This is a genomic window from Rhizobium sp. NZLR8 (genome assembly GCF_019685025.1).
Classification (GTDB): domain Bacteria; phylum Pseudomonadota; class Alphaproteobacteria; order Rhizobiales; family Rhizobiaceae; genus Rhizobium.
In genome coordinates, this window is the sequence record NZ_JABDVY010000012.1 from 202,188 (window position 1) to 227,934 (window position 25,747).

19 protein-coding genes are annotated in these 25,747 nt (G+C 57.5%); 13 read left to right on the top strand and 6 right to left on the bottom strand.

Translation table 11 applies throughout. The annotated features are described in order from the left end of the window. The first annotated feature begins 1 nt into the window (after position 1). Both HJB89_RS24265 and HJB89_RS24270 read left to right on the top strand, forming a co-directional pair. Positions 2-1,381, top strand: a complete 1,380-nt coding sequence (locus HJB89_RS24265) for a polysaccharide biosynthesis/export family protein (RefSeq protein ID WP_221150611.1) — start codon at positions 2-4, stop codon at positions 1,379-1,381. Between the two features lie 125 nt (positions 1,382-1,506). Then, positions 1,507-2,976 carry a hypothetical protein gene (locus HJB89_RS24270; RefSeq protein WP_221150612.1) on the top strand — a complete coding sequence of 490 codons (1,470 nt, stop codon included), beginning with the start codon at positions 1,507-1,509 and terminating at the stop codon, positions 2,974-2,976. A 104-nt stretch (positions 2,977-3,080) separates the two neighbouring features. On the opposite strand, the gene HJB89_RS24275 is transcribed toward HJB89_RS24270, so the two are convergent. Further along, the gene (locus HJB89_RS24275) at positions 3,081-3,380 is read right to left on the bottom strand and encodes a hypothetical protein (RefSeq protein WP_246762687.1); all 300 of its coding nucleotides are present in this window, start codon (positions 3,378-3,380) and stop codon (positions 3,081-3,083) included. A gap of 305 nt (positions 3,381-3,685) precedes the next feature. Here HJB89_RS24275 and HJB89_RS24280 point away from each other — a divergent pair, with 305 nt between their 5' ends. Together HJB89_RS24280 and HJB89_RS24285 are read left to right on the top strand one after the other, a co-directional pair. Next, positions 3,686-4,597 (top strand): glycosyltransferase, encoded by a 912-nt coding sequence (locus tag HJB89_RS24280; protein ID WP_207581605.1) that lies wholly within the window; start codon positions 3,686-3,688, stop codon positions 4,595-4,597. A gap of 135 nt (positions 4,598-4,732) precedes the next feature. After that, positions 4,733-5,755 (top strand): glycosyltransferase family 2 protein, encoded by a 1,023-nt coding sequence (locus tag HJB89_RS24285; RefSeq protein WP_221150613.1) that lies wholly within the window; start codon positions 4,733-4,735, stop codon positions 5,753-5,755. A 47-nt stretch (positions 5,756-5,802) separates the two neighbouring features. On the opposite strand, the gene HJB89_RS24290 is transcribed toward HJB89_RS24285, so the two are convergent. Continuing rightward, positions 5,803-6,555, bottom strand: a complete 753-nt coding sequence (locus HJB89_RS24290; RefSeq protein ID WP_207581607.1) for a Crp/Fnr family transcriptional regulator — start codon at positions 6,553-6,555, stop codon at positions 5,803-5,805. Positions 6,556-7,005: 450 nt separating this feature from the next. Here HJB89_RS24290 and HJB89_RS24295 point away from each other — a divergent pair, with 450 nt between their 5' ends. Next, entirely contained in the window at positions 7,006-7,656 is a 651-nt protein-coding gene (locus HJB89_RS24295) for a sugar transferase (protein ID WP_221132290.1), read from the top strand. 213 nt (positions 7,657-7,869) lie between these two features. Here the strand turns inward: HJB89_RS24295 and HJB89_RS24300 are convergent, their stop codons facing one another. Together HJB89_RS24300 and HJB89_RS24305 are read right to left on the bottom strand one after the other, a co-directional pair. After that, entirely contained in the window at positions 7,870-8,169 is a 300-nt protein-coding gene (locus HJB89_RS24300; protein WP_221116520.1) for a hypothetical protein, read from the bottom strand. Between the two features lie 592 nt (positions 8,170-8,761). Further along, positions 8,762-9,871: an acyltransferase gene (locus HJB89_RS24305; protein ID WP_207584364.1), complete on the bottom strand. Its 1,110-nt coding sequence runs from the start codon at positions 9,869-9,871 to the stop codon at positions 8,762-8,764. Between the two features lie 254 nt (positions 9,872-10,125). Here HJB89_RS24305 and HJB89_RS24310 point away from each other — a divergent pair, with 254 nt between their 5' ends. The 3 genes from HJB89_RS24310 (at position 10,126) to HJB89_RS24320 (ending at position 16,140) form a co-directional block, all read left to right on the top strand. Then, positions 10,126-12,444 carry a membrane-bound PQQ-dependent dehydrogenase, glucose/quinate/shikimate family gene (locus HJB89_RS24310; protein ID WP_221150614.1) on the top strand — a complete coding sequence of 773 codons (2,319 nt, stop codon included), beginning with the start codon at positions 10,126-10,128 and terminating at the stop codon, positions 12,442-12,444. Between the two features lie 143 nt (positions 12,445-12,587). Beyond that, positions 12,588-14,381 (top strand): adenylate/guanylate cyclase domain-containing protein, encoded by a 1,794-nt coding sequence (locus HJB89_RS24315; protein ID WP_221140897.1) that lies wholly within the window; start codon positions 12,588-12,590, stop codon positions 14,379-14,381. A gap of 70 nt (positions 14,382-14,451) precedes the next feature. Beyond that, a complete protein-coding gene (locus HJB89_RS24320) occupies positions 14,452-16,140 on the top strand; it encodes an ABC transporter ATP-binding protein/permease (protein ID WP_207581612.1) in 1,689 nt (562 codons plus the stop codon). A gap of 68 nt (positions 16,141-16,208) precedes the next feature. On the opposite strand, the gene HJB89_RS24325 is transcribed toward HJB89_RS24320, so the two are convergent. After that, positions 16,209-17,381 carry an acetate/propionate family kinase gene (locus tag HJB89_RS24325; RefSeq protein ID WP_207581613.1) on the bottom strand — a complete coding sequence of 391 codons (1,173 nt, stop codon included), beginning with the start codon at positions 17,379-17,381 and terminating at the stop codon, positions 16,209-16,211. 4 nt (positions 17,382-17,385) lie between these two features. Further along, positions 17,386-18,351, bottom strand: coding sequence for a phosphate acetyltransferase (locus tag HJB89_RS24330; RefSeq protein ID WP_207581614.1), 966 nt, complete (start codon positions 18,349-18,351; stop codon positions 17,386-17,388). Positions 18,352-18,816: 465 nt separating this feature from the next. Between HJB89_RS24330 and HJB89_RS24335 the strand changes: the two genes are divergently transcribed. From HJB89_RS24335 to HJB89_RS24355, 5 genes are all read left to right on the top strand, one after another. Further along, positions 18,817-19,485 carry a CBS domain-containing protein gene (locus HJB89_RS24335; protein ID WP_221140902.1) on the top strand — a complete coding sequence of 223 codons (669 nt, stop codon included), beginning with the start codon at positions 18,817-18,819 and terminating at the stop codon, positions 19,483-19,485. 78 nt (positions 19,486-19,563) lie between these two features. Further along, positions 19,564-20,592 (top strand): alcohol dehydrogenase AdhP, encoded by a 1,029-nt coding sequence (adhP, locus tag HJB89_RS24340; RefSeq protein WP_207581616.1) that lies wholly within the window; start codon positions 19,564-19,566, stop codon positions 20,590-20,592. A gap of 69 nt (positions 20,593-20,661) precedes the next feature. Further along, a complete protein-coding gene (locus HJB89_RS24345) occupies positions 20,662-23,124 on the top strand; it encodes a phosphoketolase (protein WP_207581617.1) in 2,463 nt (820 codons plus the stop codon). A gap of 63 nt (positions 23,125-23,187) precedes the next feature. Beyond that, positions 23,188-23,940, top strand: a complete 753-nt coding sequence (locus HJB89_RS33840) for a hypothetical protein (protein WP_259672106.1) — start codon at positions 23,188-23,190, stop codon at positions 23,938-23,940. Next, positions 23,937-25,256 carry a glucoamylase family protein gene (locus HJB89_RS24355; RefSeq protein WP_221116511.1) on the top strand — a complete coding sequence of 440 codons (1,320 nt, stop codon included), beginning with the start codon at positions 23,937-23,939 and terminating at the stop codon, positions 25,254-25,256. Before HJB89_RS33840 ends, HJB89_RS24355 begins: the two co-directional genes overlap by 4 nt. The last annotated feature ends 491 nt before the right edge of the window (positions 25,257-25,747 follow it).

Here is a 25,747-nt window from a genome sequence, read left to right on the forward strand (position 1 = left end):
AATGCAGCCTACATCCTTGTCCGATCGCCTCATCTCCGCGGCACTCTCCTTGCTGGCCTTCTGCTGCCTGACCGGCTGGAGCGTCGCCCATGCGCAGACATTCACCCTCGTACCGGAAGACAAGGTAAGACTGCGCGTCGTCGAATGGCGCTCGTCGGATTCGCGCTATGCCAGCTGGGAGGCTCTCGACGGCGTCTATACCGTCGATGATACCGGCGACCTGTCGATCCCGATCGCCGGTCACGTGCAGGCGACCGGAAAGACGACTGAAGAGCTCGCCGATGCTATCGTCGGCGCGCTGGCCGAAAAGGCGGAACTCCCGGGCAAGCCGTACATCGCCTTGGAGATTGCCGAGCATGCGCCGATCTTCGTCACCGGAACCGTGCAAACTCCCGGGCGCTATCCTTTTGAACCCAACATGACCGTCATGAAGGTGGTCAGCATCGCTGGTGGTTTCCTGCGGGAACGCGAGGATAATACCTACTTCGAACGCGACCGGATCCAGGCTGCCGGCGCCTACCGAACGGCCGTTCTCAACCGGCGCGATCTCTTGATGCGGCAGGCGCGGCTGCGCGCGGAGATCGCTGGCGAGCAGAGTTTTGAAATTCCTGACGAACTTGTGGGAACGCCCGATATAGACAAGCTGAAGGCACAGGAATTGAACCTGATGCGGCTGCGGCGCGTCGATATCGACAGCCAGATCGAAGCGGCGAATGATCTCACCCGCCTCTATGGCCAGCAGGTCGAGTCGCTTGCGGCCAAGATCAATTCGCAAAAACGGCAGATCGATCTTGCCCAAAAAGAATTGGACAATGTCAACAGCCTGGTCAGCAAAGGCCTGGTCAGCAATTCCCGTCAGGTCTCGGTCGATCGCGGGGTCGCGGATGCACAGGGCACCCTGATCGATCTCGAAGTTGCCCTGACCACGGCTCGTCAGGGCCTCAGCGAAGCTGACCGTTCCAAGATCAACATCGTCAACAGGCAGAACAGCGAAAACCAGGACCTGCTCAATCAGGTCAATCTTGCGATCGGCAGGGCGGCGATCGATATCCAGGTGGCCCAGCTTCTTGGCGAACAGGCCGGCTACGACGCTCAACTCGCCCAGATCAGCACGGACGCACCGGGTCTCGGCAGAGCGCAGAAGAACTACAGGATCGTGCGCCGCAATGACGACGGAACCTATCACAACATCGTGGCGGATGAGCAAACCGCATTGCTGCCGCACGATCTGGTCGAGGTCGGTTTAGACACGGCTCTTCAGGGCTCATCCCAGTCGCCGCAGACCGCGCCGCAGAAACAGAGCTCGACGGTCTCGTCGTCCGATGTGGCCGGGGACAGTCGGCCGGCCCCCGGCTGGGTATCTCAGGCGGGATCGAATTAGGTGGCGGTTGTGATCCTCGACGACAGCGGGCAGCTTTCGCCTCGAGCATCATGCCGAGAGACGGATGCCGGTTGTCGGCAAAAGCGGGGTCTTGGCCGCTTACCCTCCGGATCAGGATCTGAAGCATGTCGATAGAACCGATCGGTTTCATCGTTCTGCTGCTTGGTGTGCTCGGCATGATCAACGGCGCGCGCTTTGCTCTTACGACCCTCTGCCTGTCGACGCTGCTAGGAGCCGCAGCGGCTCTCCAATTGCCCGCGCTCGGCGGCAGCAGCATCCAGCCAAGCCATCTTTTGGTGCTCTTTCTCGTTCTGGCCGCCCTGCTGCGCCCGGCTCAAACGCAGACGGTACTGGCCAGCATCGCCTATCCAGGCCCTGGCTTCTGGTTTGCCAGCTACATCCTGTTTTCCGTGGCATCGTCGTTCTTCTTGCCCCGCATCTTTGCCGGCGCGACCCTCGTCTACTCCTCTGCACGAGACGTTTCGGGGATGATGTCGACAGTGGCTGCTCCGCTGGCTCCAGGCTCGTCCAATCTCAGCCAGTCCGTCTATCTGCTTGGCGACCTCGCCTGCTTTGCCGTCGTCTCGGGGCTTACCAGGCTCGGATATGCCCGTTTCATTGCACAACAACTGATCGTGGCGTCGCTAGTATGTTTTGCATTGGCGCTTATCGATATCGGAACCTTCCTGACCGGCCAGTCCTACCTGCTCGATGTCATCAGGAATGCGAATTATACGATGCATACGGCCGAGACGATCAGCGGGTTCAAGCGCATCGTCGGTTCCTTTCCCGAAGCGAGCACCTATGGCGCGGTCGCGCTGGCCTATTTTTCCTTCACGCTGATGCTCTGGCTGGAGCGTGTTCAAAGCCGCATGGCGGGACTTGCAACGCTTTTCATCGGCCCGACGATCGTGCTTTGCACGTCAACAACCGCCTACATCGCCGGCATCTTCGTTGTCAGCTTGTTCGTGCTGTTCTGCCTGAAACGACTGATCGGCGGCCCGGCACCGACCCCGCACGTGACACTCCTGGTGATCACGCTGTTCTTGATTCCCTGTGCCATCGTTGCACTCAGCCTCGTCCCCGATGCGTGGGATTCCATTGCCGGCCTGGTGAACACCACCTTGTCGGACAAGCTCCAATCGCAATCCGGCGAAGAACGGACCGCCTGGAACACGCTGGCATTGATCGCATTCGTTGATACCGCCACCTTCGGCGCCGGGCTCGGCACGGTTCGAGCCTCGAGTTTTATCGCTGCATTGCTTTCCAATGTCGGATTAACCGGCACCCTTCTCTTCGCCACTTTCCTGTGCAGCCTTTTAAGGGCTTCCGGCCGGCGCATATCAGGCGATCGGGAAACCCACGCGATCGGAAATGCCGCGATTATGGCATGCATCGCCCAGGTCGCCTCGGCGGCGATATCAGGAAGCGGCACCGATCTCGGCCTGCTGTTCAGCACCACGGTGGGTCTGGCTGCCGGGTGCCTGGCACCAACCAATATCTCACCGCGACGCGCAGCCCTGTCGCTTGCCAACCGAACCCCACGGGAGACATCGACATCTCTGATGAGAGCGCCGATGTTTTCAGCACGATGATGCCCGCGCTCGAACTCCGCCGCAGCACGAGAAGGAGCCCGTCGGCCAAAGGCGCTCCTACAAAGCGCGCCGCAGACGGATATGCTGAGAGGTCTGTATCAACATCAGCCTTGCGGGCGCTCGCGGCTGGTCGCGACGTTGTCTGCGACCGAATTATTTTCCCGCAACCTGGCACTACGCCGCAAAAGCCCCGACACGAATACGCCTGCCACATAGCCAATTTCCATCAGTATGAGGATAGCAATACCGGAGAGGACCGCCGCAATCACGGAAGACCCATCGGCGAAAGCCACGCTGCCGAATCCGATTGCCACGAGGAATGCAAAAATTGCGAAGCCCCAGGCACGGATGGAAGCCCCGGCAACGATCGAAATCACAGCTGCCACGAGTGTGGTGATCAGCATCGCAATCCCCATTCCTTCTGCATGCCGACACGGCTCCCAGCACCAATCGTTGGTCCGCGAAACAAGATGTCGAAACACAGCCTTGTGACAGGCAAGGCACTCTTCATGGTGAATATCTCAACAATGATCACACAAAAGCCGCCGGCGGACAGATCCGATTCGGTCACCACCGGACTGGACGCGGGCTATATATACCGAACGGGGCCTTCATATGACAGACCCGTCGGCTCAATTCACAACTGTTCTCTCGACTGGAAAGACAATGCCGGTTCATTTGTATCGCGCACAATCGGAAGGGTGATGGCATGAACAATCAGTGCGTCGTCTACGTCACGGATGTCGAGTATTCATTTCCGACTATTCTCTCGGCGCTTCAGGCTCGCAAATTCGCAAGCCCCGCGACTGATGTCTGCGTTCTCATGTCGGAACATCTCGATAATTTCGTAGAATTGAAAGCCCTGCTCGCCACGAGCGGGGTCGACTTGATGGATGTGACCGGAGCGCTGCACGATTCGCTCGGCAAGCTCGACGGGGCGCATTTCCGGGGACGCATCAGCGTCAGCACGATGGCCAAGTTGGTGCTTTGCGAGATTCTGCCTGCCAACTATACCCAGATCATCTACCTTGATGGGGATACGCAGATCGTCAGCGATCTCGGCAGGCTCGAAAACGCCGCTGTGCCCGAAGGCAGGTTTTTCGCGGCGCGCGATTACACGGCGATCCATGATTTCCTCGACACTGGAAAGAGCAGCCACTATTTCAACGCGGGAGTCCTGAAATTCCATCGCAATGGCTGGATCGGGCAGGAGGCGCTTGAGCTTTTTGCTAAAAATCCTGAGGCCTGCGAGGGCAAACACGATCAGGGCGCATTGAATTATGTCTGTGGCGCATCGCTGATCCTCGTATCGAACCGCTGGAACTTTCCCAAGCAGTTCCTTCATCTCGTCAATATGTCCTCCTTGGCGATCGTGCATTACATGGCGCATCCGAAGCCGTGGCACGGAACCTTCTTTCCATGGACCGACAAGGAAAGCCAAGTTTACGTCGACCTTCGCAAAGCCCATCCGATTTACAACTCGTTGTATCGCGGAATAAGCTTCGATCGTAAGATCCTGTATAAGTACCGGTCGATACGAGCGCGCATCGAACATGCAATTGAGAAAGACGGATCTGATCCGCGGGTCCAAAAGCTGCTGGTTGGCGACTACGCTGTATGAGGACCCATCGTTGGTTCGTCCTGAGGTGAATGTCGGCGTGACCGATCTCAGCATCGCCGGTCGAGCTTTGGATTGCAGGCGCGCGCGCAAGTATTCATCTATTCATACCAGGATAGATAATGTTCAGGACAGAATATGAGTTATAGGGCTTCCGTCGCCAGTATCTCGCATTACGCAAAAGCCCGCCTGCGCCGGTCGCTCAAGGCCCGGCAGGTTCGCTATGACCTGCTGCGCGATGGGCTCACGCAGGCACGTCACGTCGTCATCTGCGTCATCCGCGACGAGGTGTACCGGCTGGCATTCTTCCTGCAATATTATCGTGATCTCGGCTTCGAGCATTTTATCTGCATCGACAACGGCTCGACCGATGGCACGGTCGAGCTGCTGTCCAGCTTCGACGATGTCTCACTTCTTTCTGCCCACGGGTCCTACAAGGCTGCGAGATTCGGAAACGACTGGATCAACGAAGTCATCAATCGTCACTGTCGGGAGAAATGGGTTCTCTATGTCGATGCAGACGAGTTCCTGGTCTATCCCCATTGCGACACACGGCCGATCGATCAATTGACCGCCTATATCGATTCCATGGGCGGCCATTCCCTCCGCTCGGTGATGATCGACATGTACAGCCCCCATCCCGTTCTCGAAAACATATGTGAACCCGGTCGAAATCCGCTCGAAGTCTGCAATCTCTTCGACCGGTCCGGTTATGTCGCGCATTTCGACAAACGCAACTGGACGATTTGGATCAAGGGCGGCGTTCGCGGGCGGGTCTATTTCAACAACCGGCTCTGGGATGGCCCTGCGCTCAACAAGATACCCCTTGTCTATGTCGGGGGTGAACGTCTTTTTCTGAAATCATCCCACCAGGTCTGGCCGCTCTCCCTGAATTTGGGCGACATGAGCGGCGCACTCGGCGTATCTGGCGCGCTTCTGCATTTTAAGTTCCTGTCGACCTTCGTGCACAAGGTTGCCGATGCGGCGCACCGGTCCCAACATACGGAGGAATATGCCGTATATTCCTCGAGCAATAATGTGGATGCCTTCGTCTGTGCCGATACCGGGACCTACAGAAGCTGGAAGGACCTCTCCGATCACGGGCTCATCCAGGGTGAAGGCTGGAAATACTGGAGAAATGCCTCCGAGAGCGAAGTCTGATGCAGGTCACCTAGATGCATATCCCCGGAAGTGCTCGCGGCGCCGTCTCAAGCGAGGTGCGCCGCACCCTCGGCATAAGCCTCCAACGCCTTCCGATTGAGAATGCGGATTTTGCCATGCGTGCCGTCGACCACTTTGCTCTCGCGCAAACGCCGCAGACACTGGTTGACCTTTTCGCGCGACGCCGGCAGCGTCGCCGCCAGCTCATGTTGGGAGATAATCAGCTCATCTCCGCTATTTTGCGCATCCACTTTGTACACGGCAGAAAGGCGCAGCAGCGTCCCGGCCAGTCTCTGCCTTAGGCTCGATCCCGCATTGGAAATGATCCGCAGTTCGAGTTCGGAAACACGCGCCAGCGCCTTCGACAGAAGCTTCACCTGGAATTGCGGATCGTTTGCACATAAGTCCCGCAGCAACCGACCGTCGAAATAATGCAGTTCGCAGTCGGACGAGGCCCGATATTCCAGGCTGAGGGACTGCTTGCGCAGTACCGCCAGTTCGCCGATCAGGCCGCCTTTTGGAACGATTTCCACGATGAACTCTCGTCCATCTGCAAGCGGGGTGCTTGCACTCACCATTCCGTGCTGAACGCGGGCGAATATGTCGACGACGACACCGGCGCTGGCAATCACCTCACCGCGGCGAAACTTTCGGACACTCGAACGGCAAAACGGGAATTCATGATCCAGATCCCCCCGCCCACCGTATATAATACCTACAGGCCCTGAAGTAACCGCCTCCTCTATTCGCGACGCGCCTCCTTTAGTCTTGTTATCTCTGATGCTAATCGCCCCGTCCATACACACAACTCCACGCAGATTAATTCGTTATTATCGTCGGCGACATTGGAAATACGTTAACTTAGAAAGTCGAATAACGATAGTATAAAGATATCCTGTCGAAATTATACATAAAATATGACGAATGCTCACATTTATATACATAAAGATCTATACTGAATTCCATAAACTGCCATGATCGTAAGCTATGGTTGGATTTTGTACGATCAATGACAATTTCTCAATTACACGACAAATCGGCGCGACAGACGATTAATCCCATTACCACCAATTAATACTAATAACATTTTGTTTACTTAACCGGATGTGCAAACAGTATTTTAAATATGCACAAATACACCTTCGGAGATAAAGAATTTGTTCACCATTATGACCTCGGTCACAGACATCAAGCCTATATTAGAACAAGCTTTCGCTGTAATTTCTGGGCTTCGCCCAACGGAGACGCGGATGGCGGGAAAAAATCAGGGTATCAACCGAAACGATCCTTGGCGGGACTACACCAGGGGACGACAGGAAGGGTATCCATTCAACTCGTCCAAATCCGATACGATCAGCAGGATTCTGAAGCGCGCATTGGACATCACCATTGCGGCGTCTCTCTTATTTCTTCTGTCGCCGCTCCTTCTGTCGGTAGCACTCATCATGACGCTAAGCGATAGGGGGCCCATTCTCAATTCCCATCGGCGGATTGGCTATAGGGGAAAAGAGTTCGGTTGCCTCAAGTTTCGGACGACGAGAGCCGACGCAACGGCCAGCCCGCATGTGACTGTTCTCGGCGACATCCTGACGCGATCGAGCCTCGACAAGCTTCCTAAAGTGATCAACGTGCTGCTTGGGCAAATGAGCCTTGTCGGACCCCGCGCCGTTAGCAAAGAAGAGCTGCCGCGATACGGCGAACATGCCTATGCCTACATCGCGGTCCGTCCTGGTCTGATCGGTCAGTGGCAGACTGGCGAGCGCGCCAACTATCAGAATAGCGTTTGCCTCGACGTCGAGTATCTGAGCAAATGGACGCTCGCATTGGATTTCATGATCATGGCAAAAACTCTGTCGGCCCTGCTTTCCCGGCACGCCTTGCTGCCGAAAGTGGACTGGTAGAGTATTTCCGTTTTCCCCGCCGAAAAGCGTAAGCGGTTTTTGGACGAAATAATGATGCAAAATATCTTATTAAAAACAGGATTTTAGGCAGACCGGCAGCCTTAAACCATCCTGTTCTGGTGGGCGCAAATCGTCATTTTTTGTGGATGTTGCCTTCGTTCCGGACGGCTGAGATACCACACAGAGGCGCAACCTGCCTGTTCAGCCATTGCATTATCCGTGGGGAGGCTTGCCGGTCACTTGTGAGCGCTCGGTGATAGAGTCCTTTTTCCGCCGCTTTTGGATATGCACCCACAATGAGTAGGCGAATAGACCCGCCAGATAGCATATTTCCATCAATACAAGCGCTTCGAGCGAGTAGGCGATCGCTTCGGAAAAGGAGGAGCCTTTCAGCAGGATCACAGCACCCAGGGCAGCGACCAGCAGAAATGCAAAGATTGCAAAGGCCCAGGCGCGAATGGTCGCTCCGGCGGCGATGGAGATGGAAACCACGATGAGCGTGCTCTTCAGCATTTATACTGCTCCTCTCTTCACGCCTCCTTCAAGCCGCCGTCTGCCCTCAATGACATGACAAAACTCAAAGTCGGAACGAAGTCCGATCAAAGTATTTTATCTATTACTGTTAAAATATTGCTAAGAACCGCCTAGCAACCCGATCAACTACGCGAAGAATATTTGGCTATTCCTCAGACAGGGCCATCCATCGTCCAAAATCAAAAGATGCTTGGAGCACGCAGGAAGGTTTAGGTATCGGATTAGTAACGAGGCGCCGCGGTGCTGCCGCGACGTTCCAGCGCCTAACTGAACATTCGTTCGATTGTTCCAAAAAGACAAATCTGAACATAAGCTTGCGTATGGGCACTTATGCACCCGCGATGATCCAAACAGCGCCTGTCAACCCAGCATGAGATGACGACGACGTCAGTGATCTGCAGCAAGCCTGCTCCAAGCTCGGCTTTCACGACGGATCGGACGCTCCCCCCGTGGCGGTCGACCACGTTACAACGAAACAGGGCCCGCCGGTGATTGGTGAGCCCTGCTGATGTCTTTTGCAGGTTAAGCACCGGCGATAAAGTTGCCAGTCTCGCGACCGGCATCGATAAGTCTATTTCGAGACTGCAGCCGCCAATTGCCGTTTTGCGCCGCGTTGGAGACTGAGGTTTTCAAGCCAAGTGACTTGTTTCCTCAATTTCAACGCCGGCTTTTCGATGAATCTCCAGGAGAAGGCAGCAAAGCAAGTCGCAACGATGCTGCAGACAATGCCATTCAACAACCAGTTATGCGCCCAAGGCCCGAGCGCTACGAACGCTTGTTGGATGGGATATCCATAGAGGAAGACGCCGTAGGAGTAGTCTGCCCCGCGCAAAACGCCAAGCTTGCGGGGCGAGGTCAGGCCGAGGAAAACCGTGACATATCCCATGGCCGGAATGGCTATGAAATCCCCAAAGGAGGTGAACCAGTAGGCCCAGAATATCATTGCCATGGAGGCAAGGAAAATTCTCACATCCCAAAGAACCTTGTCCTTGTAGAGATAGAAAGTCACGCCCACGAGAAAAGCACAAATAAGCAGATTACCTGACGCGGTCGTGGGCATCGCCGCCCAGTCACTTTCATGTTTCCAATACCTTGCGATACCGAAGCTTACGATCAAAGCCGGCGTTGCGATAAGGGCGATCACGCGCCGCCTGACCACGCCAAGCAGAAACAGGGCGGCGATCACAGCATAACACTCGAGCTCGAAGGGTACAGTCCAGAGCTGCCCGTTCACCATCGCGGCGTCGGGATTATCCAGGAATACCCCTGGAAGATTGAAGTGAATGTGCCCTGTGACATTCAGCAGATAGGTAAAGAACTGTGGGTCGGTGAAATAGTCACGCAGGTCATACTCTGTATAGATCGCTCCGAGTATAAAGGCAGCCAGCAATACCTCCACCGCAAGAGCAGGGTAGATCCGGATAAATCGGTTACCGAGAAATGAGATTAATGTCTTCGACCGTTCAAGACTGCCGGCCACCAGGAATCCACTCAAGACAAAGAACATCGGGAGCACTGATTTGATGACAGGACGGAAGGGCGACTCCCAGAGGAAGAGGTCATCGCCGTAGGTGACGCGGGCCGTATGTATCCAAAGCACTGAAAAGGCTAACAGTAATCGCATATAATCGAATCCTGCCGGTCGCCCGTTCGCTAGATCAAGCTTTTCGCCGAGAAACATCTGTGCCCCTTTCAGAAATATTACTCGATTTGGAATGGCAAGCTGTTGCCGCAGTGCGGCGGCGGCATCATTGCCAGATCGGAGCCGCGTGTCAGTGACCAGAGGTACACCAGGAAAAATTGAACGAGAGAGCTCCCCTCTCCTGAAGACGAGATAGCTGACCATCAACCCAATGGCCCTGTGCTTCCCGAGGTGCCATGCGACGGTCAGAGTTTAAATCCAGGCGATCGGGCGGCGGATTGGATGAGGAAACGATGAAATTTCTGGCCACCCTATTCTGTATTGTTCTCGCCTTTATCGGGTTGGGCTTGATGGGAGGCGGCGCCGTGCTGCTCAGCCTCGGCGGCTCGCCCTATTACGCGATCGTCGGGCTTGCCTATCTGATTGCAGCGCTCCTGCTATGGCGCCGGAAAGCGTCAGGCGCATTCATCGTCTTTCTTGTTGCCGTTTTCACCCTTCCCTGGGCACTTTGGGAGTCGGGTCTCAATTTTTGGGCACTTTTTGCACGTTTGATGTCTCCCATTGCACTGGCGGGCTTTGCACTTCTTTTTGCGCCCTCGCTTTTGCCAGCCGCCAACCGGAAACTTTTCTATGGCGGCACCCTGCTTGCCGTCGTCCTGTTCGTTGCGGGCTTTAGCCTTGCTTTCACGCCGCATGGGCTGATCCGCCCCTCCGCCGACATCCCCGCCTACAAAATCGCCAAAGGCGACAATGCTCCCTCCGACTGGACATCCTATGGCCGCAGCACGGCAGGAGATCGCTACTCGCCGTTCGATCAGATCAATCGCGGCAATGTTGCCAAGCTAGACCTTGCCTGGACATATCGCACCGGAAAAGGAGAAGGCGCCGATCAGAACACGCCTCTGCAGATCGGCGATACGATCTATAGCTGCACGCCGACGGATGTGATCGCAGCGCTCGATGCAGATACCGGCAAACCCCGCTGGACCTTCGACCCCAAGGCAACGGCGCCTTACTGGCAGCGCTGCCGCGGCCTCGGTTACTATAAGATGCCCCAGGAGGCCCCATCTGCCGACGGTCTTTGCAATGAGCGTCTGGTGCAGACAACGATTGATGCCCGCCTCCTCGAGATCGACAGCAGGACCGGCGCGCCCTGTAAAGGCTTCGGAGACAATGGCACCGTGCAGCTCTCCCAGGGCATGGGCGAAGTCAAGACAGGTTATTATTTCCAAACATCAGCGCCGCTGATTGCCCGCAATCTGATCGTCGTCGGAGGCTGGGTCATGGACAATCAGGAGGTCGGCGAACCCTCGGGCGTCATCCGCGCCTTCAATGTCGTCACCGGCGAGCTCGAATGGGCGTGGGATCTCGGCAATCCTGAGATCACCAAACTCCCGCCGAAGGGCCAGACTTATACGCGGGCCACGCCCAACATGTGGACGACGGCCGCATTCGACGACAAGCTTGGGCTCATCTATGCACCGCTCGGCAATACCACCCCGGATTACTACGGCGTCGATCGCCCGGCCTTCGCCGATCGATACAATGCCACACTGGTAGCGCTCGATGTCACGACGGGACGAGAGAAATGGAAGTTCCAGACCGTGCATCACGACATCTGGGACTATGACCTCCCGGCCCAACCGGTTTTGATCGACCTGCCTGATGGCAATGGCGCCACAATGCCTGCTCTCCTGCAGACCACCAAACGCGGGCAGCTTTTCCTGCTCAACCGGCAGACCGGCGCACCGCTTGCCGAGGTTCAGGAGAACCCGGTGCCGCAGGACGGCGGCGCGCCGGGGGAGAAGCTGTCTCCGACACAGCCCTATTCCGTCGGCATGCCGACAATCGGTGCGGAGCGGGTGACGGAGCAGACGGCCTGGGGCCTGACGATGTTCGATCAACTGGCATGCCGCATCGCCTTCCGAAAGATGCGCTACGATGGCGATTTCACCCCGATCGGCCCGCACTATGCAATCCAGCAGCCGGGAAATCTGGGTGGTCTCAACTGGGGAAGCGTATCGGTCGATCTGCCGAACAACCGGGTCTTCATGAACGATATCCGCGTGCCCAGTCTCTTCGCACTCATCCCACGCGGCGAGTATGTCGATTTTGCCCTCACCACGACCGCGCATGGCCCCTCCGCCCCGCAGCGCGGTACACCATATGGTATGGCTACCGAAATGTGGACCTCGAGGCTCCGGGTTCCCTGCACGCAGCCGCCTTTCGGCACCGTCACGGCAGTGGATCTGAACACCCGTAAGATCGCATGGCAGGTTCCGGCCGGGACCGCCGAAGAACTAGGGCCGTTTAAGATCAAAACCAATCTGCCGATGCCGATGGGCCTGCCGAGTTATGCCGGCACGTCGGCGACTGCCGGCGGTGTGGTCTTCTTCGCCGGCTTTCAGGACTATTATATCCGCGCCTATGACGCCGAGAACGGCTCGGAACTCTGGAAATATCCCCTGCCGGTCGGCTCGAGCGCCACGCCCATGACCTATGTCTCACCTAAAACCGGAAAGCAGTATGTCCTGATATCCGTTGGTGGAGCGCCATATTCGACGGACGTCGGCGACTACGTGCTCGCCTTCACTCTCAAAGACGAACATTAGCCGCTGTCAGCGCACAAGCTTACCCGACCATCTCCACCTCAAACGAACTCATCACGGGACCCGCAGCAAAGGCAATCAGGATTTGGCGACGTTGCCGGCCGCATTGTGTTATTTTGGTCCGATAGGGAACTGAGGCTACGAGCGTGACGCGAAAACTGGCGGCGATCCTGGTCGCGGATGTGGTCGGCTACAGCCGCCTCGCCGGTGCGGACGAGGATCGCATCCTGGCGCGGCTGCGAACGTTGCGCAGCGATCTGGTCGATCCTACCATTGCCGTGCACAATGGCCGTGTGGTCAAGCGTACCGGAGATGGAAGCCTCATCGAGTTTCGCAGCGTCGTCGACGCCGTGCGCTGCGCGATCGAAGTGCAGACTGCCATGGTCGAGCGAAATATCGGCGTGTCCCCCGAGAATCGCATCGAGTTCCGGGTCGGTATCCATCTGGGGGATGTCGTCGAGGAGAGCGACGGCGATTTGATGGGCGACGGCGTCAATATCGCCGCGCGGTTGGAGGGAATTGCCCAGCCCGGCGCCATCTGCCTCTCCGAAGATGCCTATCGCCAGGTGAAAACGCGGCTTGAATGTGCCGTGACCGATCTCGGCAAAATCCCTCTCAAGAATATCGCGGAGCCGATGCGGGCCTATTTGCTTCAGATCGGAACCGCGTCAAAGCCGCTTCCGGCATGGCAGCCGGGAGAGCCGACCCCGATGAAACCGGCATGGGCCGCAGCCGTTCGTGACAAGCCCTCCATCGCCGTACTGGCGTTCAACAACATGAGCGGCGACGCCGAACAGGAATATTTCTCCGACGGGATCAGCGAGGACATCATCACCGACCTCTCGAAGTTGTCCGAATTGCACGTGATCGCTCGCAACTCATCCTTCATCTACAAGAACGTGACAGCTTCCGTGCCTGAGATGGCCAAGGCGCTTGGTGTCCGCTATGTCCTTGAAGGCAGCGTGCGCAAGGCTGGCAACCGCGTGCGTGTTACCGCCCAATTGATCGACGCCAGCAATGGCGGACATATCTGGGCCAGCCGGTTCGACCGCGACCTTACCGACATTTTTGCGGTTCAGGATGAACTGACCCAGGAGATCGTGACAGCGCTCAAGCTGAACCTCACCCATGGCGACCAGAACCGTTTGGGCCACGGGCGCGCTGCCGATGTCGGCGCTTACGAGTTGCTATTGCGTGGTCGCGAACAGGCATCGGCCCATACCCGAACCGGAAATGGAGCCGCCCGCAGCCTGGCAGCAGACGCTATCACCATCGATCCGGACTATGCAGCGGCATGGGCACTCATTTCCTTCACGCATGTGCTCGACTACGTCAACGCCTGGAGCGACGATCCGGAGGCTTCGCTGCAGATCGGGCTGGATCTCGCGCAGCAGGCAGTGCAAATGGCGGAAGAACAACCCAATAGCCACTTCGCGCTGGGCATGGCCTGCATGTGGAACCGCGAACTGGACCGGGCCCGGGCAGAAGTGCTGCGAGGCCTCGCGCTTTCTCCCAATTCCGCCGAGCTCCTGATGCTGATGGCCCATATCCAGATATTCTCCGGCGATCCCGAAGGCGCCTTGGAAAAACTCGATGCATCGATGCGGCTTGACCCACATCATCCGGAAATTCTTTTCCAATTTCTCGCTGACGCGCGCTTTTCTCTCGGTGAATATGAGCAAGCGATCGTCGCGATCGAGCTGCGGCTCCAACAAAACTCCCAATCGGAAACCGCCTATGCCCTGCTGGCGTCATGCTACGGCCACCTCGGCCGGCCGGAGGAGTGCCGACGCGCGTGGGAAAAGGCACTCCAGATCAATCCCAATTTTTCCGTCGAGCGCCGCCGCCGCGTCCTTCCCTTCCGAAACCCCGAGGACTTTAACCGCCGTGTGGAAGGACTGCGTAAGGCCGGATTGACGATCGCGAATCTCGATCGATGAACCGCCTTCGGCCGCGCTTACGATGCCGATAGCTGCATCCGCCGCAGATATGTAGTTGTGGAGGAAGAGCATGAGCCAGCAATACACTCCGCTCAAGGTAACCGTGGCCAGGTTTTCCTACGCGGTGAAAATCTTCTTGACTTCGCATGTCGGCGGAAGAGCAAAACTCCTCCTCCTTGGCTTGGTAACGCTCTTCTGCGGCATCAGCGCACTGAATGTCCTCAACAGCTTTGTTGGGCGACATTTCATGACCGCCATTGCCGAAAAGCAAACTGCCGAATTCGTCCGCCAGGCGTTGCTTTATACTGGGGTATTTGGCGCCTCGACGATTGTCTCGGTGATCGCGCGTTTTGCGGAGGAACGTCTTGCTCTGCTCTGGAGGGAATTCCTGACACATCGCGCCATCGGGCTTTACATGAGCGACGGCACCTTTTATCGGGTCGGCATATCAGGCAAGCTCTCACACCCGGACCAGAGAATCGCAGACGACATCAAGGCGTTTACCATTGCCACGCTTTCCTTCGTGCTGATGCTGTTGAACAGCGGGTTGACCATTTTGACCTTTTCAGGTGTGCTGTGGTTGATCAGTCCGCTGCTGTTCATTGCTGCAGTCGTCTATGCGGCATTTGGCTCCTACATGACGATCGCGCTCGGCCGACCGTTGATCGACCTGAACTACAACCAGCTCGACTCCGAAGCGGCCTTCCGCTCCAGCCTGATCCATATGCGGGAAAACGCGGAATCCGTCATGATCGCAGGCGGAGAGGAGCGCCACGCCAGATTCCTGATCAAACAGTTCGATCAGCTCGCCAGCAATTTCAGGAGAATAATACTCATCAATCGCAATGTCGGCTTCTTCACCACCGGCTATAACTGGATGATACAGATCATTCCGGTCGTCATCATTGCTCCAGTCTTCATGAATAGCGACATGGAATTCGGCGTCATCACGCAGTCGGCTGCAGCGTTTGCGACGCTGGTCGGCGCATTCTCGTTCATCGTCAGCCAGTTCCATTCGATTTCCAATTTCGCCGCCGTGGTGGCCCGCATCAGCTCTCTGCTGGACGCCATAGAGGAGGCGCAAGAATCCGCAGAATCCGGGATTGAGTTCACCGAAAACGGAGAGCAACTTGCCTATGAGGATGTGACCCTGACGGCACCCTCGGATGTGCCTTTGCTGCGAGAGCTGTCAACGTCGATCCCGCTCGGCACGCGATTGCTTGTCGTCGGCGATGAAGACGCCGCAGGCATTGCTTTGTTCCGGGCCACAGCGGGGATCAATATATCAGGCAACGGACGCATCAACCGTCCAAGGCGGGATTTGATCCGTTTCATTCCCCAGCGCCCCTATGTTGCTCCCGGCACGTTGCGCCAGATCCTCGTACCGCCGGATCGATCCGGGGACGTCTCGGAAGAGCAAATCCTTCGATTGCTGAAAGAGCTCGGTCTTGGACGCGCCATGGATGCCGGGGAAATCGACAAGGAACAGAACTGGGCGACACTGCTGTCGCCACGCGAGCAGCACCTTCTGGCTATCGCGGGAGCGCTCGTTGCCGAGCCGCACTATGTCCTGATGGAGAAGGGCGAGGTCATGTTCGGGCAGGAACTGCTGAATCAGATCCTCGGGCTTCTGGCGGAAAGATCGGTCGCATGCATCAACTTCGCGGAGCCCGATGCAGCGCGCAGCGGCTATGATGCAGTTCTCGAATATCATGCCGACGGATCCTGGATCTGGATCGATCAACTAGGCAATTCCTAATTGCTCATGGTGGGCGAGTGCTGCCGCACTTCCTCCATGCCGCCATTGCCGCTGTTGGACATTCCATTCTAGGTCCGGGTCGTAGCTAGCGTATGGCGGGCGATCATCAGTTCTTCGTCCGTAGGCACCACATAGACCCGCAGCCTGCTATCCGGCGTCGAGATCAGCAGATCTCCCTTGGCGTTCCTTTCCGGATCCAGCTTCGCCCCCAGCCATTCGAGTTTCGCAACGATCCTCTTCCTCATCTCGGGCGAGTTTTCGCCGATGCCGGCAGTGAAGACAAAGGCATCGATGCCGCCAAGGGCTGCTGCCAGCATGCCGGCATGCAAGCCGATGCGATGGACGAAGTGCTCCAGCGCGAAGGCCGCAGACGATTGCCGGCTTTCCAGGAGCGCACGTACATCATTGCTCACGCCGGAAAGGCCCATGAGCCCCGACTCCTTGTAGAGCAGGTCCTGCACTCCGTCGGGCTTCATGCCCTTCTGGTCTAGAAGATAGAGGATGACGCCGGGATCGATCTGACCGCAACGCGTGCCCATCGGCAGCCCGTCGAGAGCAGTGAAGCCAAAAGTGCTTTCCACACTGTGACCACCGAGCAGCGCGCACATTGAGGCGCCGCTGCCGAGATGGGCGACGACAATGCGGCCACCGGCGATCTCCGGTGCAAGTTCGCGCAGGCGATTTGCCACATATTCATAGGAGAGCCCGTGAAAGCCGTAGCGCCTGACGCCTTCGGCATAGAACCGTTCAGGAATGGCATAGTGATCTGCAACCGCACTGTGGCCGCGATGGAAGGATGTATCGAAGCAGGCGACCTGCGGCAAATCCGGACGCCGCTGCCGGATCGCGCGGATCGGCGCCAGATTGTTCGGCTGATGCAGCGGGGCGAGCGGCACATAACGCTCCAGATCCGCGAGCACCGTTTTATCGATGAGCACCGCCCGATCATAATCCGGGCCGCCGTGCACAACCCGGTGACCAACTGCGACAAGCCGATCTTGATGTCGTTCTCGCAGCCAGTCCCCGACGAGCCGCATGGCGGCCGGCAGGTCGGGAACTTCGCTCGGGCTGTGCTGATGATCCGCAAGCATCTCTGAGCCGGTGCCCTTGATGCGTAAACGCGGGGCGGTACCCACGCCTTCCATCTGCCCTTTCAAAAGTTTTGAAAGGCCACCTTCGACCGAAAAGACCTCGAATTTGAGGCTGGAGGATCCGGCATTTACGACGAGAATGACATCCATCACACTATGCACCCGATATGGTCGCCATTCGGCGGCGCGCTTCGGCGAGCAGGACTGCCACCGCACAGGAAGCAAGGCGGGTCCGCACGGAATCGGCACGGGACGTGAGGATGATCGGCACCCTGGCGCCGAGCACGATGCCAGCAGCGTCTGCGCGCGCCAGAAATGTAAGGTTCTTCGCCAGCATATTGCCGGCTTCCAGATTGGGCACGACAAGAATCTGCGCCTTGCCTGCCACCGGCGAATGGATAGCTTTTATCCGCGCAGCTTCGGGGTCGATGGCATTGTCGAAGGCGAGCGGCCCATCGAGCAGCCCGCCGGTGATCTGCCCGCGCTCCGCCATCTTGCAAAGCGCGGCCGCCTCGATGGTGGAAGGGATCTTCGAGGTTACCGTTTCGACGGCCGACAGGATCGCCACCCGCGGCTTGCCGAGGCCAACCTGGGTAAACAGGTCGATGGCATTCTGGACGATATCGCGCTTCGCATCGAGGTCCGGTTCGATATTGATAGCTGCATCCGTGATGAACAGCGGCTCCGAATAGGTCGGCACGTCCATGACGAAGACGTGGCTGATCCGGCGGGCAGTCCGCAATCCCGTGGCTGACGCGGTCACGGCACGCATCAACTCGTCGGTGTGCAGGCTGCCCTTCATCAGAAGCTCGCCTTTCGCCTCGCGGATCAGCTCAACTCCGCGAACTGCGGCGGCATCGCTGTGGGTAACGTCCACGATCTCATAGGCTGCGATATCGAGATGGTGTGCCTCGGCCACCGCCTCAATCTTCTGGGCGGGACCGACGAGTATGGGCGTGATCAGCCCCTCCTCGGCAGCCTCGACGGCGCCGCGCAGAGATGCTTCGTCGCAGGGGTGAACGATGACCGTGTTCATCCGCGGAGCCTGCTTGGCGCGCGCGACGAGCTGTTCATATTTCCGGTGCGCCTCCGGCGGTACAATGCCTGCTGTATCCGTCATGAAAACTCCCATTAGAACAGCTTCTATCGCAGCCGCCGATATCGGGTCGTGATCCTGAGTTCTGGACCTGCCGGTCCGGTGCGATCCTCGCCGTTTTCGGGCAATCGGATGGCGCTCCGGCTAAGCTGCGTGTCTGCAGGCGACATGCCGGGAGCGCCGCGAGCGCACCCACATTGCTTCTTGCCAGCCCCGCTTTGCGGCAGCCGCAATTGAACGGGAAAAACCCGACGGCGTGCAGGACAAGCCGGCGACCGAAGCCATCCTAGTAACCCATTGTGACGGTTTATCGTCTCCTTCCAGCCACTGCACGTATGTTACGGGAACATACACCTTGCCAGATACCCGTAGGGAGTTATCTGATGCCGCCTGTCTGCAACTTTGCCCATGGGCGATAAACGGTTACCGAGCCTACAGCTAGCTCAATTCGTATCGCCGCCCTGAGGTCCATGCAGGAGTTGGAGCCGAATGCTCGTCAAAGATGTAATGACCGTCAAAATTATCAAGGTGTCGCCTGACAACAGTGTCAGGCAGGCGGCAAAAATCATGCTTGATAACCACGTCAGCGGCGTCCCAGTCGTTGATGACGAAGGGCATTTGCTGGGTGTCCTCAGCGAAGGGGATCTGATCCGCAGAACGGAGTTGGTATCTGGAGCGATAGCCTCGCTTGAGGAAATGGCATTGCCATCGGAAGCTCGAGCCAACGCCTATGTCAGGCGCACCTCGTGGCGGGTCGGTGATGCAATGACCCCGGATCCTCTCACCATTGACGAGGAAGCCTCGCTGGCGCGCGTTGCGAAGCTCATGCACGAGCGGAGCATCAAGCGAATTCCTGTCGTGAGAGGTCGCGAGCTGGTCGGCATAGTTAGTCGCGCAGACCTGCTTCAGGCAATTCTGGTGGCGCGGCAAGACGAAACTGGTGGAGGGGATGAGGGCATCCAACGCAGTATCGTCACACGGTTCGGAGAAAACACCGGACTGGAAGGTTTGGATCTAAGCGTGACGGTTACCAACGGGATCGTGCACATCTGGGGGAACGTCGAGACTACCGAATGCCGAAGAGCGGCGCGGGTTCTCGCAGAAGGTGTTCATGGGGTCAGGGGAGTAGTCGAGCACTTCACCGCCCCGGATAGCTGATCAGCACTGCATTGCCGATATAGAGGCCTACTGCCGCTCCGGACTGTCGGAGCTGGCATATTCCGACGGAGGCATCGCATGGTAAAGCTCATGAACGCGGCCGTCGTTCGACAGTTCCGCGCACCGCTAGTTATCGAAGAGATGGAGATCCCAAGTCCGGGAAGCGGTCAGATTCTCGTGAAATACGAAGCGACTGGTGTATGCCACACCGATCTGCATGCGGCCAATGGCGACTGGCCAGTGAAGCCCTCCCCGCCGTTCATACCTGGACATGAAGGTGCCGGCTTTGTCGCTGCGGTAGGAGCGGGCGTGAAGCGGGTAAAGGAGGGCGACCGAGTCGGCGTGCCTTGGCTCCATGCCGCGTGCGGCTACTGCCCCCATTGCCGAACCGGTTGGGAAACGCTTTGCGCGTCTCAGTCCAACACTGGATATTCGGTGAATGGAACCTTCGCCGAGTTCGGGCTGGCTGATCCTGATTTCGTCGGCAATTTGCCAAACGGGTTGGATTTCGGTCCCGCCGCTCCGGTGCTGTGCGCCGGGGTGACCGTTTACAAAGGCCTCAAGGAATCAGAGGTGCGCCCCGGTGAATGGGTGGCGATTTCGGGCGTGGGAGGCTTGGGCCACATGGCCGTTCAGTATGCTAAGGCGATGGGCATGAACGTTGTTGCTGCCGACATTTTCGAAGACAAGCTGGCGTTGGCAAAGCAACTCGGCGCGGATATCACGATAAACGCCAAGGCTGTAGATGCGGTCGCGCAGATACAAGCTGCCACAAATGGCGGCGTTCATGGAGTACTGGTGACGGCGGTCTCACCGCCGGCAATGGAGCAGGCTTTCGGGTTCATGCGGTCAAAGGGCACGATGGTCCTCGTCGGCTTGCCGCCTGGGAAAATCGCACTACCCGTCTTTGAAACGGTTCTGAAACGCATCACCGTGCGTGGATCAATCGTTGGCACGCGCCAGGATTTGGACGAGTCCCTGCAGTTCGCGGCGGAGGGCAAGGTTACGCCTCATTTTTCCTGGGACAGCTTGGAAAACATCAACGACATATTCCACCGCATGGAAGCGGGCAAAATCGATGGTCGCGTCGTCATTCCCCTTTCATAACCGGAGAGCGTCGGAGCGAGCTGCATAGATCTACGGGTTGGCAAATGTCAGTTTGATCGGGAGGTTGAGATGGGTTCGACTGAGATGGCAGCAATGAACGAAACTGTGTCGGGCGGTCCCCCGCCACCAAGTGCGATTTCAGCACAAGAACTTCGTCTGCTGGATGCCTATTGGCGCGCTTCGAACTACCTTTCGGTCGGCCAGATATACCTCCTGGACAATCCTTTGCTGAAGGAGCCGTTGAAGCGCGAGCACGTAAAGCCGCGGCTGCTCGGCCACTGGGGCACGTCGCCCGGCCTCAACATGCTCTATGTGCACCTGAATAGGGTGATCAAGCGCGATGACCTGAACATGATCTACGTGATCGGTCCTGGTCATGGAGGGCCGTCACTGGTCGCCCATGCCTATCTGGAGGGCACCTACAGCGAGTTCTATCCGAACATTAGCAAGGATACGGAGGGCATGCGGCGGCTGTTCAAGCAGTTCAGCTTCCCAGGCGGCATTCCAAGCCATGTTGCTCCGGAAACGCCGGGCAGCATTCATGAGGGCGGTGAGCTCGGATATGCGCTCAGCCACGCCTATGGCGCCGCCTTCGACAATCCCGACATGATCGTTGCCTGCGTCGTCGGTGACGGCGAAGCCGAGACCGGGCCACTGGCGACCGGCTGGCAAGGCAACAAGTTCCTGAACCCGGCGCGCGACGGCTGCGTTCTGCCGATCCTCCATCTCAACGGATACAAAATCGCCAACCCGTGCTTCCTTGCCAGAATCCCGAAAGAGGAACTGCGGAAGTTCTTCGAGGGCATGGGTTACAAGCCCTATTTCGTCGAGGGGCATGATCCCGACAAGGTCCACCGGGAGCTGGCTTCTGTGCTCGACACGGCCGTTGCCGAGATCCGCAACATCTGGGCAGATGCGCGAGCGAACGGCAACCTGAAGCGCCCCGCCTGGCCGATGATCGTCTTTCGAACGCCAAAGGGGTGGACATGCCCGGCGGAGATAGATGGGAAGAAGTCCGAGGGCTACTGGCGATCGCACCAGGTTCCGATGGGCGACATGGACAAGCCCGAACACATCCGAATCCTCGAGCAATGGATGAAGAGCTATCGTCCCGAGGAGCTGTTCGACGATTCCGGCCGGTTCAAGCCCGAACTGGCGGCACTGGCTCCGACCGGGCAGCGCCGGATGAGCGATAACCCCCATGCCAATGGCGGGCTCGTGATGCGCGATCTCAAGATGCCGGATTTCCGGGACTACGCGATCGATGTTCCGAGTCCCGGCGAAACGACGGCCGAGGCGGCGCGCGTCATGGGAACATTCCTGCGCGACGTAATGAAGCTGAACCTCGAAACCGAAAATTTCCGCCTCTTCAGTCCGGATGAAAACAATTCCAACCGCTGGCAGGACGTGCTCGAGGTCACCAACCGTTGTTACATGGCCGAGATCTATCCGGAGGACGACCATCTCTCGCCTGATGGCCGTGTCATGGAAGTGCTGAGCGAGCACCAGTGCCAGGGCTGGCTGGAAGGCTACCTTCTGACGGGTCGTCACGGCTTCTTCTCCTGCTACGAAGCCTTCATCCACATCATCGACTCGATGTTCAACCAGCACGCCAAATGGCTGAAAGTATGCAATGAAATCCCGTGGCGAAGGCCGATCGCGTCACTGAACTACTTTTTGAGTTCTCATGTCTGGCGCCAGGATCACAACGGCTTCAGCCATCAAGACCCCGGGTTCATCGATCATGTCGTCAACAAGAAGGCGGAGGTGGTGCGGGTCTACCTGCCACCGGATGCCAACACACTGCTGTCGGTCACGGATCATTGCCTGCGCAGTCGCAACTACGTCAACGTGGTGGTTGCGGGAAAGCAACCCGCGCCGCAATGGCTGACGATGTCCGAGGCCGTCAGGCATTGCAGCATGGGTATTGGCATCTGGGAATGGGCCAGCAATGACAAGGGCAGCGAGCCGGACGTGGTGATGGCCTGCTGTGGCGACGTTCCGACCGTCGAGACGCTGGCCGCGGTCCAATTGATCCGTGAGCATCTTCCCGAGATCAAGGTGCGGGTCATCAATGTCGTCAACCTGATGAAGCTGCAGCCGGCCAAGGAACATCCACACGGGCTGTCCGATGCGGATTTCGACGGCCTGTTCACCAAGAACAAGCCCATCATCTTCGCGTTCCACGGCTATCCCTGGCTGATCCACCGGCTGACCTATCGGAGGACGAACCACGGCAACCTGCATGTCCGCGGCTACAAGGAAGAAGGCACCACAACCACGCCCTTCGACATGGTGGTTCTTAATGAACTCGATCGGTTCAGCCTTGTCGCAGACGTCATCGACCGGTTGCCGCAACTGGGTGCCCGCGCCGCCTACTTCAAACAGGCCATCCGGATGAAGCTGCTTGAACACAAGGAGTACATCGAGAAATACGGCGATGACATGCCGTCGATCAGCGGCTGGAAATGGGGAGCAAGGGGCACGACGAAGGCACCGAAATCAACCTCCACCGAAGGCGACAACGCCTGAAGACATTGGCGGGCTTTCCAATCAATCGCTCCGCGGGACCGATCTAGTTTGAAGGATCCGTTTATGATGCGATCAAACAAGGATGTTGGCGCTCACGACGCCGAAGGAAGCCATGACCGTATGGGCATGCTTCCAGAGGTAGGCTTGCTCTCCAACGGTCGCACTCTCGTCACCGAGGCAGGCGCGGGCTACGCATCCCGGTTCGACCTCGACGTGACTCGCTGGCGCGAGGATGGCACGCGCGATTGCTGGGGGCAATTCTGCTACGTCAGGGATCTTGCGGACAACAAGATCTGGTCAGTCGGCGGGCAGCCGATCCATCGGACAGACTGCATCTACGAACACTCCTTTCAAAGTGATCGAGCGGAACTCCGCTGCTCTACCGAAGACATTGATATTCGGAGTTCGATATGCGTCGTGACAGATTGCGATGCGGAAGTGCGCCTGCTTCGAATTTCCAATCTTGGCTCAAAGGCAAAAGAGCTCGAACTGACAAGCTATAGCGAAATCTGCCTGAACAACCGTCGTGCCGACAGTGCGCATCCGGCCTTTGCCAAACTTGAGGCTATTCTCGGCATTCGAAGAGAAGGTCAGTTTCTTTCGGTCGATCCCTGCAATCCGGCGGATTGGCCGGGCTACGAGCTCGATTTCGAGCACGGATCAGCAACCCATAAAATCCATGTGGACAACAAGAGCGGGCCGGGGCACAGCCTGCTTTCGCTTGTCGTGGATGGCAAAGGGATCGATGGAAGCACGATAACGCTGTCATATGACGGCCGCCGTCATGATGTCCGCACTATCCTTGGTTCGCCATGACAGAGCAGCTCTCTACGGATCCCGAACTGAACAGGATGCCGGCCGAGGAGGACCTGGCTCGTCTGCAGTTCACGACCCTGCTCTACTATCTTCACTGCACGAATCCGGACAACGGCCTTGTCCGCGACAAGACGCAGCCGGACGCGCCTGCGAGCATTGCCGCGATAGGCATGGCTCTCGCAACCATCCCCGTTCTCGTGGAGCGTGGCATCATCATTCGAGAGTTCGCGGTGAAGATCGCACGCATGCGATTGAAGTTCTTGCTGGATAGTCCACAAGGACCTGAGCCCGATGCAACGGGATACAAGGGCTTTTTCTACCATTTCCTTGACATCGAAACCGGACGACGCGTTTGGCAATGCGAGCTGTCGACGATCGACTCCGCGTTCCTGTTTGCCGGAGCATTGACCGTTGCCGCCTATTTTGATGGCGATTCCGTGGAAGAGGCTGAAGTTCGCCGCCTGGCCAATGCACTTTACGAGCGCGCTGACTGGGATTGGGCTTGTGATCACGGCCTCACCTTGACCCACGGCTGGCGGCCGGAAATCGGTTTTATCCCCTACCGCTGGCGCGGTTACGACGAGGGATTGCTTCTCTATATTCTGGGCCTCGGGTCACCGACCCATCCGTTGCCCTTTGAATCCTATGCGGCCTACACCGCCAGCTATGAATGGCGTAACATCTACGGACGCGAACTGCTCTACTCCGGACCGCTGTTTACCCATCAGCTTTCGCATATGTGGATCGACTTTCGTGGCATCCGTGACGAATTTATGAGAGAGCACGACAGCGACTATTTCCAGAACAGTCGCCACGCGACATTCGTCCAGCAGGAATATGCGATCCGCAATCCCAAGAATTTCGCCGGATACGGCGAGCATTGCTGGGGTTTCACCGCAAGCGACGGACCGGGCTGGACCAAGCGAAACGTTGGGGGGGTAGAGGTGGAGTTCTTCGACTACATCGCTCGCGGCGCGCCATACGGGCCGGACGATGGAACGGTATCACCATGGGCAGTTGTTGCCTCTCTACCCTTTGCGCCAGAGATAGTCATACCGACACTTTGGAACTTCGCACGCATGGATCTTGGCATGACGCGACTTTATGGCTTCAAGCCGTCTTTCAACCAAACCTATGCCGTGAAAAACAGTGACACCGGACGATGGGTCAGTCCCTATCACTTTGGAATCGATCAAGGTCCCGTCGTTCTGATGATCGAGAACTACAGGAGCGGGTTGCTGTGGAGCATCATGCGTCGCTGCCGGCCAATCGTGGTGGGATTGAGGAAAGCAGGTTTTGCAGGCGGGTGGCTGTGAAAACAACCGAGAGGCAACAGGCCTCGGTTCGAATGTTACAAACAGCGTCAACGATCTCGGGCCTAAAGCGGGTCGCGATCTTTCAGATTTGCTCCTCGCGCTTTAGGTCTTTGTTTTTACGCATGTCATTAGCGCAAAACCGCTGCACACTTTTGCGCGACATGCTTTAATCGTTAGGAGTGAAGTAATTTCGAGCTTTCGCGTATGCGCTCAGTCTGCTTACGAACTTCCTCGGCTGTCTGCCGCGAAGGCAAAATATCTATGGTTCGTGGGGAAGCGTTTCCGTGGAGCACGGTGGCGAATTCCCACGCTTCAGCGGTCCGAACTGAGGGATCCTGGTCGCCTACTGGATCTTCCCGGCCACCCCGTAAACGCAAAAGCCCGCCATGAGGCGGGTTTTTGGGTATTGTGTGTTTGATCATGGAAGGATTGGTTGCGGGGGCAGGATTTGAACCTGCGGCCTTCAGGTTATGAGCCTGACGAGCTACCGG

Bases quoted from the DNA above. Each gene is read 5' to 3' on its own strand.
- HJB89_RS24320 (WP_207581612.1), top strand. From the start codon at position 14,452: ATGAGCCAGCAATACACTCCGCTCAAGGTAACCGTGGCCAGGTTTTCC.
- HJB89_RS24285 (WP_221150613.1), top strand. From the start codon at position 4,733: ATGAGTTATAGGGCTTCCGTCGCCAGTATCTCGCATTACGCAAAAGCC.
- HJB89_RS24280 (WP_207581605.1), top strand. From the start codon at position 3,686: ATGAACAATCAGTGCGTCGTCTACGTCACGGATGTCGAGTATTCATTT.
- HJB89_RS24325 (WP_207581613.1), bottom strand. From the start codon at position 17,381: ATGGATGTCATTCTCGTCGTAAATGCCGGATCCTCCAGCCTCAAATTC.
- HJB89_RS24295 (WP_221132290.1), top strand. From the start codon at position 7,006: ATGGCGGGAAAAAATCAGGGTATCAACCGAAACGATCCTTGGCGGGAC.
- HJB89_RS24265 (WP_221150611.1), top strand. From the start codon at position 2: ATGCAGCCTACATCCTTGTCCGATCGCCTCATCTCCGCGGCACTCTCC.
- HJB89_RS24310 (WP_221150614.1), top strand. From the start codon at position 10,126: ATGAAATTTCTGGCCACCCTATTCTGTATTGTTCTCGCCTTTATCGGG.
- HJB89_RS24290 (WP_207581607.1), bottom strand. From the start codon at position 6,555: ATGGACGGGGCGATTAGCATCAGAGATAACAAGACTAAAGGAGGCGCG.
- HJB89_RS24355 (WP_221116511.1), top strand. From the start codon at position 23,937: ATGACAGAGCAGCTCTCTACGGATCCCGAACTGAACAGGATGCCGGCC.
- HJB89_RS24335 (WP_221140902.1), top strand. From the start codon at position 18,817: ATGCTCGTCAAAGATGTAATGACCGTCAAAATTATCAAGGTGTCGCCT.
- adhP (WP_207581616.1), top strand. From the start codon at position 19,564: ATGGTAAAGCTCATGAACGCGGCCGTCGTTCGACAGTTCCGCGCACCG.
- HJB89_RS33840 (WP_259672106.1), top strand. From the start codon at position 23,188: ATGATGCGATCAAACAAGGATGTTGGCGCTCACGACGCCGAAGGAAGC.
- HJB89_RS24270 (WP_221150612.1), top strand. From the start codon at position 1,507: ATGTCGATAGAACCGATCGGTTTCATCGTTCTGCTGCTTGGTGTGCTC.
- HJB89_RS24300 (WP_221116520.1), bottom strand. From the start codon at position 8,169: ATGCTGAAGAGCACGCTCATCGTGGTTTCCATCTCCATCGCCGCCGGA.
- HJB89_RS24275 (WP_246762687.1), bottom strand. From the start codon at position 3,380: ATGCTGATCACCACACTCGTGGCAGCTGTGATTTCGATCGTTGCCGGG.
- HJB89_RS24330 (WP_207581614.1), bottom strand. From the start codon at position 18,351: ATGACGGATACAGCAGGCATTGTACCGCCGGAGGCGCACCGGAAATAT.
- HJB89_RS24345 (WP_207581617.1), top strand. From the start codon at position 20,662: ATGGGTTCGACTGAGATGGCAGCAATGAACGAAACTGTGTCGGGCGGT.
- HJB89_RS24305 (WP_207584364.1), bottom strand. From the start codon at position 9,871: ATGTTTCTCGGCGAAAAGCTTGATCTAGCGAACGGGCGACCGGCAGGA.